The sequence below is a fragment of the Mesorhizobium sp. M0030 genome, assembly GCF_040323695.1.
GTDB lineage: Bacteria > Pseudomonadota > Alphaproteobacteria > Rhizobiales > Rhizobiaceae > Mesorhizobium.
In genome coordinates, this window is the sequence record NZ_JAMYVE010000008.1 from 264,857 (window position 1) to 279,728 (window position 14,872).

At 63.1% G+C, this 14,872-nt stretch carries 12 protein-coding genes and 1 pseudogene; 5 read left to right on the forward strand and 8 right to left on the reverse strand.

Features of this window, described 5'->3' with window-relative positions; genetic code table 11:
- Positions 1-44: 44 nt before the first annotated feature.
- The 3 genes from fba to mtnK form a co-directional block, all read right to left on the reverse strand.
- Entirely contained in the window at positions 45-1,109 is a 1,065-nt protein-coding gene (gene fba / locus NKJ80_RS18250) for a class II fructose-bisphosphate aldolase (protein ID WP_023729260.1), read from the reverse strand.
- A 314-nt stretch (positions 1,110-1,423) separates the two neighbouring features.
- Positions 1,424-2,518 carry an S-methyl-5-thioribose-1-phosphate isomerase gene (mtnA, locus tag NKJ80_RS18255; protein ID WP_352498077.1) on the reverse strand — a complete coding sequence of 365 codons (1,095 nt, stop codon included), beginning with the start codon at positions 2,516-2,518 and terminating at the stop codon, positions 1,424-1,426.
- Positions 2,515-3,783, reverse strand: coding sequence for an S-methyl-5-thioribose kinase (gene mtnK / locus NKJ80_RS18260; RefSeq protein ID WP_352498078.1), 1,269 nt, complete (start codon positions 3,781-3,783; stop codon positions 2,515-2,517). The genes mtnA and mtnK overlap by 4 nt, the downstream gene beginning before the upstream one ends.
- A 138-nt stretch (positions 3,784-3,921) precedes the next feature.
- On the opposite strand from mtnK, the gene NKJ80_RS18265 reads away from it, so the two are divergent.
- From NKJ80_RS18265 to NKJ80_RS18275, 3 genes are all read left to right on the forward strand, one after another.
- Positions 3,922-5,433 (forward strand): sugar ABC transporter ATP-binding protein, encoded by a 1,512-nt coding sequence (locus tag NKJ80_RS18265; protein ID WP_023807525.1) that lies wholly within the window; start codon positions 3,922-3,924, stop codon positions 5,431-5,433.
- Between the two features lie 74 nt (positions 5,434-5,507).
- On the forward strand, positions 5,508-6,503 hold the full coding sequence (locus NKJ80_RS18270; protein WP_023668572.1) for an ABC transporter permease: 996 nt from the start codon (positions 5,508-5,510) through the stop codon (positions 6,501-6,503).
- A 46-nt stretch (positions 6,504-6,549) separates the two neighbouring features.
- Positions 6,550-7,602 carry a substrate-binding domain-containing protein gene (locus tag NKJ80_RS18275; RefSeq protein ID WP_023687049.1) on the forward strand — a complete coding sequence of 351 codons (1,053 nt, stop codon included), beginning with the start codon at positions 6,550-6,552 and terminating at the stop codon, positions 7,600-7,602.
- A gap of 71 nt (positions 7,603-7,673) precedes the next feature.
- Here NKJ80_RS18275 and NKJ80_RS18280 read toward each other — a convergent pair whose 3' ends face one another.
- From NKJ80_RS18280 to NKJ80_RS18300, 5 genes and pseudogenes are all read right to left on the reverse strand, one after another.
- Complete coding sequence (locus tag NKJ80_RS18280; protein ID WP_023704831.1) at positions 7,674-7,961, reverse strand: type II toxin-antitoxin system RelE/ParE family toxin; 288 nt, start codon at positions 7,959-7,961, stop codon at positions 7,674-7,676.
- On the reverse strand, positions 7,954-8,214 hold the full coding sequence (locus NKJ80_RS18285) for a ribbon-helix-helix domain-containing protein (protein ID WP_023704832.1): 261 nt from the start codon (positions 8,212-8,214) through the stop codon (positions 7,954-7,956). Before NKJ80_RS18285 ends, NKJ80_RS18280 begins: the two co-directional genes overlap by 8 nt.
- Before the next feature lie 94 nt (positions 8,215-8,308).
- Positions 8,309-8,645, reverse strand: a pseudogene (locus tag NKJ80_RS18290) (D-alanine--D-alanine ligase A); the annotation flags it as partial.
- A gap of 214 nt (positions 8,646-8,859) precedes the next feature.
- On the reverse strand, positions 8,860-10,914 hold the full coding sequence (locus NKJ80_RS18295; protein ID WP_352498079.1) for a bifunctional aldolase/short-chain dehydrogenase: 2,055 nt from the start codon (positions 10,912-10,914) through the stop codon (positions 8,860-8,862).
- 94 nt (positions 10,915-11,008) lie between these two features.
- Positions 11,009-11,980 (reverse strand): sugar-binding transcriptional regulator, encoded by a 972-nt coding sequence (locus NKJ80_RS18300; protein ID WP_352498080.1) that lies wholly within the window; start codon positions 11,978-11,980, stop codon positions 11,009-11,011.
- A gap of 190 nt (positions 11,981-12,170) precedes the next feature.
- Between NKJ80_RS18300 and NKJ80_RS18305 the strand changes: the two genes are divergently transcribed.
- A complete protein-coding gene (locus tag NKJ80_RS18305) occupies positions 12,171-13,811 on the forward strand; it encodes an acyl-CoA synthetase (RefSeq protein WP_352498081.1) in 1,641 nt (546 codons plus the stop codon).
- Positions 13,812-14,260: 449 nt separating this feature from the next.
- On the forward strand, positions 14,261-14,866 hold the full coding sequence (locus NKJ80_RS18310; RefSeq protein WP_352498082.1) for a TetR/AcrR family transcriptional regulator: 606 nt from the start codon (positions 14,261-14,263) through the stop codon (positions 14,864-14,866).
- The last annotated feature ends 6 nt before the right edge of the window (positions 14,867-14,872 follow it).

Consider the following 14,872-nt stretch of genomic DNA (forward strand, 5'->3'; position numbering starts at 1 on the left):
TTCTTTCTTCCCCACAAGGGGAGAAGGAAGAGGCGCCAGGTACTTCACCCAAACTTCGGATCAAGGCTGCCCGACTTGTAGCGCTTGGCCATCTCAGCTACCGGCAGCGGCTTGATCTTCTGGGCATTGCCGGCGGTGCCGAACTGCTCGAAGCGCTCCTTGCACAGCTTGCGCATCGCCGCCATCGCCGGCGTCAGATATTTGCGCGGATCGAACTCGCTCGGGTTTTCGGTCAGCACCTTGCGGATGGCGCCGGTCAGCGCCATGCGGTTGTCGGTGTCGATGTTGATCTTGCGCACGCCGTGCTTGATGCCGCGCTGGATCTCTTCCACCGGCACGCCCCAGGTCGGCTTCATCTGGCCGCCATATTTGTTGATGATCTCCTGCAGGTCCTCGGGCACCGAGGACGAGCCGTGCATGACCAGATGCATGTTGGGCAGGCGGCGGTGGATTTCCTCGATGACATTCATCGCCAGCACCGCGCCGTCCGGCTTGCGCGAGAATTTGTAGGCGCCGTGGCTGGTGCCCATGGCGACAGCCAGCGCATCGACATGGGTGTCCTTGACGAATTCGACCGCCTGCACTGGGTCGGTCAAGAGCTGGTCGTGGCTGATGGCGCCTTCGACGCCGTGGCCGTCTTCCTGCTCGCCGCCGCCGCTCTCAAGCGAACCGAGCACACCGATCTCGCCTTCCACCGACACGCCGCCCCAATGCGCCATGTCGACGACGCGCCGGGTGATTCCGGAATTGTAGGCATAGTCGGCCGGCGTCTTGCCGTCCTCTTTCAGCGAGCCATCCATCATCACCGAGGTGAAGCCGTACTGGATGGCGGTGACGCAGGTGGCTTCGTTGTTGCCATGGTCGAGATGCATGCAGACCGGGATGTCGGGGTGGATTTCGACCAGCGCGTCGATCAGCTTGGCCAGCACCACATCATTGGCGTAGGCGCGGGCGCCGCGGCTTGCCTGCAGGATGACCGGCGACTTGGTCTCCTCGGCCGCCTCCATGATGGCGAGGCCCTGTTCCATATTGTTCATGTTGAAGGCGGGTACGCCGTAGCCGTATTCGGCGGCGTGGTCGAGCAATTGTCTCAGTGTTATGCGAGCCACCCAATAGTCTCCCGTATCTGGTTTCAAGCGCAACGTCGCGGGCCGGCCGGTTGCCGGCCTAGATGCTTCTGGCCGGATTTCGCCAGAACCGCAACCGTCAGCGGCCATCGAGGCCGCAATTCTTGTTGCATGGCCGAAATTCGGTAGCCAGCCGGTGAGGCGCTAATCTCCCCCCAAAGGGGGAGATGGCCGGCAGGCCAGAGGGGGTCGGTTCGACTGGGTGCGACCTCCTTGCGGCAGATGAAAGTCAACGCTTCAGGACGCACCGACCCCCTCTGTCGCCTTTGGCGACATCTCCCCTTCAAGGGGGGAGATTATCCGCGTTCGGGGAACATCGCCTTCAACCCTTCGCGCGAAGCCTTGGCCACACCGCGCTCGGTGATCAGCCCCGTCACGAGCCGTGCCGGCGTCACATCGAACGCCGGATTGGCCGCCGGCGTCGCTTCGGGCGAAACCCGCACCTGCGCAATCTTGCCGTCCGCCGTCTTGCCCCAGACCAGCGACACCTCGTCACCGGAGCGTTCCTCGATCGGGATTTCGGTCAGGCCATCACCCACCGTCCAGTCGATGGTCGGCGAGGGCAGAGCGACGTAGAAGGGCACCTCATTATCGGAGGCGGCGAGCGCCTTGAGATAGGTGCCGATCTTGTTGCAGACGTCGCCATTGGCCGTGGTGCGGTCGGTGCCCACGATCACCATGTCGACCGCGCCACGCTGCATCAGATGGCCGCCGGCATTGTCGACGATCAGCGTGTGCGGCACGCCCTGGCCGGCCATCTCCCAGGCGGTCAACTGGGCGCCCTGGTTGCGCGGGCGCGTCTCGTCGACATACACATGGACCGGAATGCCGGCCTCGACGGCGAGATAGATCGGCGACGTGGCGGTGCCGTAATCGACCGTCGCCAGCCAACCGGCGTTGCAATGGGTGAGGATGTTGACCGGCTCGCCCGGCTGCTTGCGTGCCGCGATCTCCTTGATGATGGCAAGCCCGTTCTCGCCGATGGCGCGATTGAGATCGACATCCTCGTCTGCGATTTCGGCAGCGCGCTTATAGGCCGCCTCCGCGCGCTGTCCCAATACGATCGGCCTGAGGAACCGCCGCATCTCGTCCAGTGCCCAGCGTAGATTGATCGCAGTCGGCCGCGTCTTGTGCAGCGTCTCCCAGACCGCGTCGAGCGCTTCGTCAGACGGATCGTCCGCCATCTGGATGGCGACGCCGTAGGCCGCGGTGACGCCGATCAGCGGTGCGCCACGAACCCACATGTCACGGATCGCGGTGGCGATGCCGGCAACGCTCCCGATCGTCTCGACCCGGAACTCGTGCGGCAGCCAGCGCTGGTCGATGATCTCGACCGAACGCTGGTCGTCGCTCAGCCAGATGGTGCGGTAGTGGCGCTCGCCGACGTTCAAATCCTGCTCTCCCGTTCGATCAAAGCGGCCAGATTATTGACCTCGTCCATGCCGTGAATCTGGCGCCGGTTGACGGCGATGTGACGGCCGAATTTCAGCGCCTTGGCCTCGCAGGAGGCTCGCAGATCCTCGTCCTCGATGGTCTCGAAATCGGCATTGTGGGCGAGGCCGAGGATGCGCCGGTGCACCTCGATGCCGGCAAAGCCCAAGAGGTCGGTCCAGATCTGGTGCAGCACATGGTCGAGCGCCTGCTCCGAGGCGAGAATGTCGCCCTGATCCTCGAACAGGCTCTTCTGGTAAAGCATGCCGGTGCGCTCGGTGCGCCATAGATGCGAGAACTCGGCGCGGAACACCGTCCAGGTGTCGTTGGTCACCCCGAGCAGATAGGCACGCATGGCGTCACGCTTGCCCTTCTGTTCATGGCCGCGCTGCGAGAAGTAGGACATCCAGAAATTGGCGAGCAGCATGCCTACATCGAAGGCCATCGGACCGTAGAAGGCGAACTCCGGATCGATCATCCGCGTCTCGGTGTCGGTGACCATGATCGAGCCCGAATGCAGGTCGCCATGCAGCAGCGTCTCGGCGTTGGCGGCGAAGATATGCTTCAGCCGCTGCGCTTCGACCTTGAGGTCGCGGTCGGCGCGCAGTTCGGCAACCAGGCCGTCGAGCTGCGGCGAGGTGTGCCGGTTCAGCTTGGCATCGAAATATGGGTCGGAAAACACCAGGTCTTCGGTGATGCCGCAGAGCTCGACATTGTCGGCAAACAGCGCCAGGTCGGCCTTGCGGTCCTTGGTGGGCATGGAGAGATCAGAGCCGCGGAACAAAGTGCGGGCCATGAACAGGCCGATGTCGCGGGGGATATTTGGCAACTCGCGGCCGTCGATCAGGGCACGGCGCAGGATGATGTGCGGCGGCGCCAGATATTCCATGATGATCAGCGCCTGGGCTTCGTCGAAATGGAGGATCGCCGGCACCGAGCCCGGCGCGCGCGCCTCTTGCCGCGTCAGCGCGTGATACTCGAAGAAGGAGCGTTTGAGCGGCAACGGCCAGCTGTCGCCGACGAGGCGAACATAGGGCAGGGCCTGCTTAACCACGGCCGCACCCGACACGCCCTCGACGATGAAGACGAGGTTCAGATTGCCGTCGCCGACCTCGCGCACCTTCCAAGGGCCCTTGCCGATTTTGGCGCACAGCGCTTCGTTCGTACCGAGGCGCGTTGCAAGCGTCTCCACCGACAGTGCTTCAAACGGCAATTTCGCAGTCATTCCTAACCCTCCCGCTTGCTCGCTCCAATCATAGTGGAGCGATGGCGGTGAGGCCAAGCTAGGAAGCTGACTGGCAATTGTCAATCGAGTTGACAATTGATGACGTAGCCCATAGCGTCATCGTCAGGGGAGGAACGAATGGGCAATGATGCCGTGTTCCGCGTGGACGGGCTGAGGAAATCCTTCGGCCATATCGAGGTGCTTGGCGGCGTCTCGCTCGAATTGCATGCCGGTGAGATCACTGTGCTGATGGGCGCCAACGGCGCCGGCAAGTCCACCCTCGTCAAAATCATCAGCGGCGTCTACGACCATGACGGCGGCATCATGCACCTCGCTGGCGGCAACTTTGCGCCGAACACGCCGGCAGAGGCGATCCGCGCCGGTGTCGTTACCGTGCACCAAAACATCAATGACGGCGTCGTCGCCGATCTCGATGTCGCCACCAATCTGACGCTCGACCGGCTGAGCGGCAAGGGCGCGCCGCTGCTGTTCAACCCCGGCCGGGTGCGCCGCGAAGCCAAAGCGGTGGCCGACCGCATGGGGCTCGCCATCGACCTCAAGGCCCGCATCAGCGACCTGTCGCTGGCCGATCGCCAGATGGTGGCCATCGCGCGCGCCATGGCGCACCAGCCGAAAGTGCTGATCCTCGACGAGCCGACCTCGTCGCTGTCCAGCGCCGAGGCCGACCGGCTGTTTGCGCTGCTCGACCGCTTGCGCGAGCAGGGCGTCGCCATCCTCTACATCTCGCATCGCATGTCGGATATCAGGCGGCTGGCCGACCGCATCGTCTCGATGCGCGATGGCGTCATCTCAGGCGTCTTCGACAGCAAGCCTCTCGACTATGAGGGTGCCGTTAACGCCATGCTCGGCCGCAAGATCCATCTTGACCGCATCGAAGCCAGGAGTTCTGCCAAGCCGATCCTGACCGTCGATGCCTTGCGCATCGCCCCTGGTGCCCGGCCATTCTCGCTGACGCTCGGCGACGGCGAGGTCGTTGCCATTACCGGCCTCGTCGGCGTCGGCAAGACGGCGCTCGCCGAGACGCTGTTCGGCCTGCGCAAGCCGCTGTCCGGCACGATGACTTTATATGGCAAGCCCTATGCGCCCGCGTCGACCGGCGAAGCCATCGCCGCCGGCGTGTTTCTGGTCGCCAAGGACCGTGGCGAAAACGGCATCGTCGGCGGCTTCAACATCCAGGAAAACATCAGCCTGCCCTTCCACAAGCGCATGTCGCGCTTTTCAGTTCTCAAACGCGGCCTTGAACGCACTATTGCCCGCCGGCAGATCGAGGATCTCGGCATCGTCTGCCGCTCGGAGAAGGACGAGATGACCACTCTGTCGGGCGGCAACCAGCAGAAGGTGATGGTGGCCCGCTGGATGGCGCAGGACGCCCGATTGTTCATTCTCGACGAACCGTTCCAGGGCGTCGATATCTCCGCCAGGCGCGACATCGCCGCCAAGCTGAGGGCCAGCGCCAATGGCCGCGCCACGCTGCTGTTCGTCACCGAACTCGACGAGGCACTGGAGACGGCCGATCGCATATTGGTGATGTCCGAGCAGACCATCGTCGGCGAACACCGCAACGCCGATGTCGATCTCGACCGTCTGCTGGCCGAAGTCGCGGGCGGGCCGTTGCACAGTGCGGCCTGAGCCACGATGATTGAAGAACTGAGGGTTGGAATGGAGTGCACGGGTTTGAGTTGGGTATTGACGGCGGGCGCTGAATGACGCTGCGCGATTACGCTATCCGCTACGGGTTCATCGTGCTTCTGTTCGGGCTGATCGCGTATTTCGCCATCGCCGCCGACGGGTTCGTCTCGCCGCAAAGTGCCGTCTTCATTTTCCAGTCGGTCGCCATCACCGGCGTGCTGGCGCTGGGCGTCACCGCCACACTGGTTGTCGGCGGCTTCGATCTCTCGATCGGCTCGGTTGCCACATCGGCCATGATGGCGGCTGCCTATGTCATGGTGGTGCTGGAGCAGAACGTTGTCGTCGCTGTCCTCATCTGCCTGCTCATCGGCGCCCTTGTCGGCCTCATCAATGGCTGGCTGATCGTCTATATGCGCGTGCCCGATCTGCTGGCGACGCTCGGCATGATGTTCCTGCTCGTCGGCCTGCAGCGCATCCCGACTGAAGGACGCTCCATCGCCACCGGTATGACAATGCCGGACGGCTCGGTCGCCAACGGCAAATTCTCCGACGCCTTCCTGGCGCTCGGCCGCCACCGCTTCGACTTCTTCATCCCGAACCTCATTCCGGTCTCGGTGGTCGTGCTGATCGTGCTCGCCGTGCTGATCTGGTTCTTCCTCGAATACACACGCTTCGGCCGCATGATGTATGCCGTGGGCAGCAATGAACGGGCCGCCGAACTCGCCGGCGCGCCTGTCAAGGCATACAAGATCTGGGCCTACGTCATTTCAGGAGTTTTTGCCTCGATCGGCGGGATTTTGCTGGCCGCACGGCTTGGACGCGGTGACATCGCGTCGGGTAATAATCTGCTGCTCGATGCGGTTGCCGCGGCGCTGATCGGCTACGCGGTGCTCGGCGCCGCCAAGCCGAACGCCTTCGGCACCGCCATCGGCGCGCTGTTCGTCGGCATCCTGCTGCAAGGCCTGACGATGATGAACGCGCCTTACTACACGCAGGATTTCGTCAAGGGCGTGGTTCTCGTCGTCGCCCTTGTCTTTACCTTCGCCCTTTCCGGCCGGGGCAGGAGATAGAATGGCTGCCGGGACAGTTTTGGGTTCAACAAACGGAGGAAAGAACGTGAACATCACAAGACGACTTTTGGGGAAGGTCGCGCTCGGATTGGCCGGCGCAACAATGCTGATGCAGGTCCCGGCCTTTGCCGCCGACAAGCCGGCGCCGTTCGACAAGCCCGGCGTCAAGATCGCGCTGGTGCGCTATCTCTCGACCGGCGATTTCTTCCAGGCCTATCTCTCGGGCGTCGAGTCCCAGTCCAAGGCGCTCGGCATCGATCTGCGCGTGCTCGACAGCCGCCAGGACGCCGCCCTTCAATCCGACATGGTCGACCAGGCCATCGCACTCGGCGTGCAGGGCATCATCATCCAGCACGGCCTGACGGAATCGATGAAGGACGCCGCCCAGCGCGCGGTCGATGCCGGCATCAAGGTCGTCGCCTTCGACGTCAATGTCGAAAACCCCAAGATCCCGCAGATCGAACAGTCCGACAAGGACCTTGCGCGCCTGGCGCTCGAGCAGGCGGTCAAGGACAATGGCGAGAGCTGGAACGCCGGCTATGTCTATGTCGCTGGCATCGCGCCGCTCGACCGCCGCAACGAGACCTGGGTCGACGTGAAGAAGAAACATGCCGGCATCAAGGAAGTCGCGATGTTCGGCACGCTCGACAACCCGATCGCCAACTCGGTCGCCAACCAGGCGCGCTCGGTGCTGCAGGCGCATCCCGACATCAATGTGATGTTCGCGCCCTATGACGAGTTCGCCAAGGGTGTGAAGATCGCCGTCGACGAGGCGGGGCTGAACAAGAAGATCAAGATCTACTCCGCCGACATCTCTACCTCGGACATCGCGGCCATGCGCGAGACCGACAGCGCCTGGGCCGCCACCGCCGCCACCAACCCTGCCGTCGTCGGCCAGGTCTCGGTGCGCGCGCTGGCGCAGTTGCTCGCCGGTGAAGATCCCGGCCACAACGTCGTCGTGCCGCCGACGCTGATCACCCAGAAGGACCTGATCGACAAGGACATCAAGAACATGGAGGACCTGTCGGCCAAGCTGCCGCAATTCGCCCATGCCGATGTCGCCATGCCGGCCTGGATGCCGAACCCGAACGCGAAGTAGGATCGGTCGTCTGATAGATGCGAAGGGCGGCTATGGGCCGCTCTTTTCATATTGATGGTAAGCCTGCCGGCCTACAACCAATGGTCTGGATCGCGCATCCCGGGGACAATCGCCACAGCGATAACACCATCGGGCTGCGGCTCGTAGATGATGATATAGCGGTCTTCGACGAGCACGCGGGCCGTTGCGCTTAACTCGGGCCGTGCGCTGCCCATCTTGGGGTGCTGCGCCGCCAGCTCCAGTCTTTCGAAAATGCGCATCAACAGTCTGTCTGCTGCCTTTTCATTGTCGGCGGCGATGGTGTGCCAGATGTCTCGCAAATCCTGCGAAGCGCGCGGTGTGAGCCGATGGCTAGCCACGGGCGCGGCGTTCTGCCTTCAGGCTGCGAATGAACTCGGTGTGGTCGACAGCCACTGGCTTACCGCTGCCCATCCCGTCGGCATAGGCCCGCTTCAAGTGCTGGAGTTCGAGCGTGCGCAATTCCTCGCGCTGCTCCCATAAGCGCAGGGCGTCGCGGACAATCTCGCTGTTGGAAGCATAACCGCCACCTTCGATAGCGCTTTGCAGGCGAGCTATCTGCTGCGCGGTAAGGGATATGGTGAGGGTGCGCATAGGTTCGTTTTTCATACCCACATTATAATGCAGCCAACAAGATCTAACAATATCTGTTAGGAATCTGCCCCTGCATCATGACCGCCCGACGCGCACCAGCCACCGCGCCGTCCTCGCCATGCAGGCGTGCAGCACCGGAACACCATATTCGATGGCAGGCAGGTCATGCGGCGCCCTTGGCGGGATCGCCAGCATCCGCCATGCCCGCCCGGCGGCAGGCAAAGCTGCGTCCCATCAGACGGTGTCGCCAGCGCGCCGTCCTTGAAATTGCTCAGCAGCCATTGGCCTTCGCGGGTGACGAAGATGGGAACGGCGTCGTATTTCGCCGGGTCCAGCGCGGCTATGACATTGGTTGCCGAAAGCAGCGACACCTCATGCTCGGCGGAGCGCCCGCCGAACAGCAAGCCGACACGAAGTCTCTTCGCAGCCATCGACAACTCCACCAAGGATCAGGGTCGGAGCTCGCATGCGAAACACAAGGCGCGCCCTAAAGTGGTCGAGCAATAGGCCAAGGATTGGAGTGGATTTTGACCAGTTCGAGCAGTTTTTCAGCACGACCTGCAAAAGCAGTTCTCCGCCTGGAGTCCTTCAGGTGGGAGAGCGGTTCGTCGTTTTGGTGAACGATGAACCGCTCCAGGTCTATGTCTAGCGCAGCGCTGCGGCGATGTTGCCACCGTCGACCGTCGTCACATCTGCGGTGGTGCGTTCGGCCAATGCTTGGTGCAGGAAGGCCTGCGCCACGTCTTCGGCCGTCACTTCCTGTCCGAGCAGATTGCCGGACATGTATTCCTTCTCCGACACGCCGCGCGCGCCGGAACGGCTGGCGATCATGGCGTCGGTCAACAGGCCGGAGCGGATGCGGTCGGCGTTGACCGCATTGGAGCGAATGCCGTGCGCGCCGTAGTCGAGCGCATATTGCCGGGACAGGAATAGCGTCGCCGCCTTCGGCACACCATAGGCGCCGAATTTCGGACCCGGGTTGACCGCCTGCTTGGAGGTGTTGAACAACAACACACCGCCGGTGCCCTGTTCCAGCATGATGCGCACCGCGTTCTGCGCCGCCGACTGGTGGGCGAAGAAGTTGAGCTCGAAACTCTTGCGCAGCAGGGCATCGTCGAGCTCGCCGATGCGGCCTTCCCAGGCGGCACCGGCGTTGGAGACCAGAATGTCGACGCCGCCATAGACAGCGACAGCTTTGTCGAAGGCGGCGCGCATCTCGGCCGGGCTGGTGATGTCGGCGCCGACGCCGATCGAATTGTTGCCGGCTGCCTTTGCCGCCTCGGCCGCCCTGGCCGCATCGAGATCGACGACGACGGCATGCGCGCCATTGGCGGCGAACAGTTTTGCCGTCGCTGCACCGATCGCGCCGGCGCCGCCAGTGATCAGCACCACCTGGCCGGTCAGCGGCTTCGGCTTGTTGGAGGCGAGCTTGGCCTGCTCAAGCGACCAGTACTCCAGCGGGAAGAGGTCGGCCTTCGATAGAGGATGGAAGCTGCCGACGGCCTCGGCGCCGCGCACCGCCTCGATCCACATCTCGCCGACATCAGATGCGATCTTCGCATCCTTCAGCGTGCGGCCATGGCCGAACATGCCGAGGCCCGGCACCAGCGTCAGCCGCGGCATCGGGTCGAGCATGGTGCGCTTGACGTCGTCCAGCGCGTCATTGGTTTCGAAATAGGCACGATAGTCGTTGGCGAAGGCGTCGACATGGCTCTTGATGACGGCCTTGTAGTCGCCAATCTTGTCGGCGTCTGGCGCCGGAACCGCCATCGGTCCGGTCTTGATGCGGATCGACAGGTCGGGCGTCGACACGCCGCGTCCGGCATAGTCTGCAATGCCGGCTGAGTTGATGAAATCGACGATGGCGTCCGAAGTGCGGAAATCGCTGATCATGCGGTCGAAGCGGCCTTCGCCACGCGCCACCGCCACCGCGCCACGCAGCATCGGCGCGATCGCTGCCGGCGTTGCGAGCTTGGCCGGCAGTGCGGCTTTCGCTGTCTTCGGCTTGCCGTTCTTCGCCACATAGTCTTCGGCCACGTTCACATAATGGATCATGCGGTCATAGGCCTGCTTCGCAGCGTCGCCGAAGGTGAAGATGCCATGCTTGTCGAGGATCAGGCCTTCGACGCTGGGGTCGGCGTCGTAGACATCGGCGGCCACCTTGGCGAGGTCGAAGCCCGGCTTGATGTAGGGCACGTACCCCATCTTGTCGCCGAACACGGTCTTGATCAGCGGCTTGCTGTCCGCCTGGTCGACGATGGCGAGGATCGCGGTCGAATGCGTGTGGTCGACGAATTTATGCGGCAGGAAGGCGTGCAGCAGCGTCTCGACCGATGGATTGGGGGAGGCGGGGTCGATGAGGTTCGCCCGCTGCAGCGCCACCATGTCCTCGTCGGCGAGGCTGGCCAGCGCACGCGCCTTCAGCAGCGCGCCGAGCTTGACCGCCGGCAGGCCTTGCGGCTCGATCACACCCATGTCCCAGCCGCTGCCCTTGACGCACAGCACATCCCATTCGTCGCCGACGAGATCGGTGGCCTTGGTCTTGCAGGAGGTGTTGCCGCCGCCATGCAGCACCAGCCGCGGCTCGCCGCCGAGCAGCCGGGTCGTGTAGACGCGCAGCGCGAGGTCGCGGGCAACGCCCTTTTTCGCATAGTCGGCAACCAGTCTTTCCGCGTCGCCGTCATTCCAAAGGTTCTTCATGTCGCTATGTCCGCTTTGCTGTCTTTGATGTTGCTGTGAACAGGAGTGCCGCGACGCCTTGATGACAATGCGCCGGCTGCTGGGATTTCGTTGGTCAGGAAGCCTTTTTTGCCCCCGCACTGGCTCCGGCATGGTCGAGCAGCCGCCGCGCCATGCTGGCGCCGACGACGAGATGCGTGCAGAGCCCGCCGGCGAGTGCGGCGAGCAGCGGTTCGAACTTGCTGTCTTCCTGCACCACCATCAGCCGCTTTTCGATCTTCCGCAGCGACGACAGCGAGGCCGAGATGACGCGGCGGTTGTAGCTGCAGTCGAGCGCCTTGCCGGCGGCATCGATGATCTGGCCGGCAACGACGCCGGCGGCACCCGCCTCGCGCAACAGCCCCATCTCGCCGGGGCTGAGCGCGCCGCATTTGACGACATGGCTGTCGCCATCGACCGTGCCGACCGAATAGAGCGCCAGATCGCAGTTGGCAATATCGGCCAGTTGTTCGCGGATCACCGGTTCGGCGCGCAGCCCATGCGCCAGCAATTCCGTTGTCAGCACCAGCGGCGCGTAGAAATTAAGGCCCTTGGCGTTGAGCCGGCGGGCGATCTCCATCGTGCACTGGTCGGGACGGTAGGAGTAGGGCGCGCCGAGATTGCCGCAGAGCTGCACAACGGTGACGTCCTGCAGGTCGGCATAGGACATGACGTCGGCGATGGTGTAGACGGTGCGGCCCCAGGCGACGCCGATCCGGTCGCCTTTCTTGACCAATTCGAGAAAGACACTCGCCGCCAGCACCGCAATGTCGGTCGATGGATCGAGGACATAGTCGTTTTCCGGCGCGATCCACACCGCATCCAGCTTCAACGCATCCTCGATCTGGCGCGCCAGCACGTCGTCGGTGAACAACTGCGTCGAGGTCGAGATGTTGACGATGCCGGTTTCGCGCGCCTTGCGCAAATACATGGCCACCGAGGCGCGGGAAATGTTAAGCTGGCTGGCGACCTGGTCCTGGCGCAGGCCATGGGCATAATAGAGCCATGCGGCCTTGTGAATAAGCTGTTCTGCCGGTCGGATCGCCATGCCGTCTCCTCGGCTGACATTATTCACGGCTCTCGACAAAAGTCAAACTGGCGTGGGTATACGATACCTCTTTGCCGATCGAATCTGGACGATCATTGCGCCAAATGTGCCCGGTCGGGAATCGCCGATGGTGACGTGGCGGGAACCTGTGGTTAGAAGTTCTCAACAATGAAAATTCGGGGAGCACGGGATGGGCAGTCCCTACGAGCACGATCTCGGCAAGAACGCCGCCAACCATCAGCCGCTGACGCCGCTCACTTATCTGGAGCGGGCGGCAAGCACCTATCCCGATCATGTCGCCATCATCCATGGCAGCCAGCGCATCACCTATCGCACCTTCTGGCAGCGCTCGCTGAAGCTCGCCTCGGCGCTGTCGAAGCGCGGCATCGGCAAGGGTGATACCGTCACGGTGATGCTGTCGAACACGCCGCCGATGCTGGAGGCGCATTTCGGCGTGCCGATGACCAAGGCGGTGCTGCATTCGCTCAACACCCGGCTCGATGCAGCTGTCATCGCCTTCCAGCTCGACCATGCCGAGACCAAGGTGCTGATCGTCGACCGTGAATTTTCCACTGTCGTCAAACAGGCGCTGGCGCTGACCAAGGTCAAGCCGCTGGTCATCGACTATGACGATCCCGACTATGCCGCCGATGCACCCTATCCGAAGGGCGAGCGCATCGGCGCGATCGACTATGAGGGGTTCGTCGCCGGCGGTGACGAGGGCTACGCCTGGTCGATGCCCGACGACGAATGGGACGCCATCTCGCTCAACTACACCTCAGGCACCACCGGTAACCCGAAGGGCGTCGTCTACCACCATCGCGGCGCTGCCCTGATGGCCTACACCAACACCATCCATGCCGGCATGGCCAAGCACGCCGTCTATCTCTGGACGCTGCCAATGTTCCACTGCAATGGCTGGTGCTTCCCGTGGACAATGGCCGTCCAGGCCGGCACCCATGTCTGCCTGCGCTGGGTGCGGCCGAAGCCGATCTACGATGCCATCGCCGACCACGGCGTCACGCATCTGTGCGGTGCGCCGGTCGTCATGTCGGTGCTGATCAACGCCGGGGAGGAGGACAAGCGGACGTTCCCCCAGACGGTGACCTTCAATACGGCGGCAGCACCTCCGCCGGAAGCGGTGCTGTCGGGCATGGCCGATTCCGGCTTTGCCGTCACCCATCTCTACGGGCTGACCGAGACCTATGGCCCGGCGGTCGTCAACGAATGGCACAACGCGTGGGACGGTCTCGACAAGGGTGAACGCAGCGCCAAAAAGGCCAGGCAGGGCGTGCGCTATGCCGCACTCGAAGGCCTGACCGTGATGGACCCGGGGACGATGCAGAAGACGCCGGCCGACGGCGAGACCATCGGTGAGGTCATGTTTCGCGGCAACATCGTCATGAAGGGCTATCTGAAGAACAGGAAGGCGACCGAAGAGGCCTTTGCCGGCGGCTGGTTCCACTCCGGCGACCTCGGCGTCATGCATCCCGACGGCTACATCCAGCTCAAGGACCGCTCCAAGGACATCATCATCTCCGGCGGCGAGAACATTTCATCGATCGAGGTCGAGGAGGCCCTCTACAAACACCCGTCCGTGGCGTCCTGCGGCGTCGTCGCCAAGGCAGACGACAAATGGGGCGAGGTGCCGGTCGCCTATGTCGAGTTGAAGCCCGGCAAGGCGGCAAGCGAGACCGAGATCATCGAACACTGCCGCGCGCTGCTCGCCCGCTTCAAGGTGCCGAAGGCGGTGATTTTTGCCGAGATCCCGAAGACATCGACGGGGAAGATCCAGAAGTTTCAGCTGCGGGAAATGACGAAGGGGGCATAGGCGGCGGCATTGGCAGTCTTGCAGCGACCTCGACAATTTGCCGCAGGCCTCCGCGACTTCGTCATCCTAGGGTGGAGCAGTCGCGAAGCGACGTCGCGGAAACCCTAGGATCCAGGCCGCGACCTTGCGGCAGTGCTCCAGCGGTCGAGAACAACCGCGGCGGACGTTGGGCGGGTATTGGATTAACTTCTTGATACCGCTGCATTCTTCGCCATGCGTCGCGGCATGGATCCTAGGGTCTGCGCCGCGTCGCTTCGCTCCTTGCTTCGCCCTGGGATGACGACCGGACAGGCGCCGTTCGCCAATCGCGAGCGCCGATCATCGCACAGCCGCTGTCACCATCCGTCACCAAATTATACGCGTACGTCGAATTCGCATTGACACTTCCCTCTTTTCGATTTACGACTGACGAAAGTTGAAATTCGTCACTCATTAATCGACAGAGAGCCATGTCCGAAGCCGCCAGCGTAATGGCCGACGCCACCCGCCAGGAGAATGTCACCCGCATTCTCGACTGTGCCGAACGCCTGTTCCGGCACTATGGTTACGGCAAGACCAATGTCGCCGACATCGCCCGCGAACTCGGCATGTCGCCGGCCAATATCTACCGTTTCTTCGCCTCCAAGGTCGAAATCCACCAGGCCGTCTGCGGCCGCATGCTCCTCGCCAGCTACAACATGGCCTACGAGATTTCCCGGTTGCCGATCAGCGCCGAGGAGCGGCTGCGCCGCTACGTGCATGCGCAGTACAAGATGACGCTGGAAGTCATGCTCGACGACCAGAAGGTCCACGAAATGGTCATCGTCGCGCTCGAGCGCGACTGGGGCGTCATCGACAAGCATATCGACAGCATTCACGACCTGTTTGCCGAGGTCATCCGCGAGGGCATCGAGGCCGGCGAGTTTGCCGACCAGGATCCGGTCATCGCATCGCGCTGCTTCGGCGCCGCCACCGTCATTCTGTGCCACCCGCAAATGGTGGCGCAGTGCCTTGCCAAGACCAATCGGGCGATGCCCGACGATCTCATCGATTACGCGATCAAGGCTCTGAAGTAATAGCCG

Coding starts and splice junctions, on each gene's coding strand:
- mtnK (WP_352498078.1), bottom strand. CDS start 3,783: ATGACTGCGAAATTGCCGTTTGAAGCACTGTCGGTGGAGACGCTTGCA.
- NKJ80_RS18285 (WP_023704832.1), bottom strand. CDS start 8,214: ATGCGCACCCTCACCATATCCCTTACCGCGCAGCAGATAGCTCGCCTG.
- NKJ80_RS18270 (WP_023668572.1), top strand. CDS start 5,508: ATGACGCTGCGCGATTACGCTATCCGCTACGGGTTCATCGTGCTTCTG.
- NKJ80_RS18305 (WP_352498081.1), top strand. CDS start 12,171: ATGGGCAGTCCCTACGAGCACGATCTCGGCAAGAACGCCGCCAACCAT.
- NKJ80_RS18265 (WP_023807525.1), top strand. CDS start 3,922: ATGGGCAATGATGCCGTGTTCCGCGTGGACGGGCTGAGGAAATCCTTC.
- NKJ80_RS18295 (WP_352498079.1), bottom strand. CDS start 10,914: ATGAAGAACCTTTGGAATGACGGCGACGCGGAAAGACTGGTTGCCGAC.
- NKJ80_RS18300 (WP_352498080.1), bottom strand. CDS start 11,980: ATGGCGATCCGACCGGCAGAACAGCTTATTCACAAGGCCGCATGGCTC.
- NKJ80_RS18310 (WP_352498082.1), top strand. CDS start 14,261: ATGTCCGAAGCCGCCAGCGTAATGGCCGACGCCACCCGCCAGGAGAAT.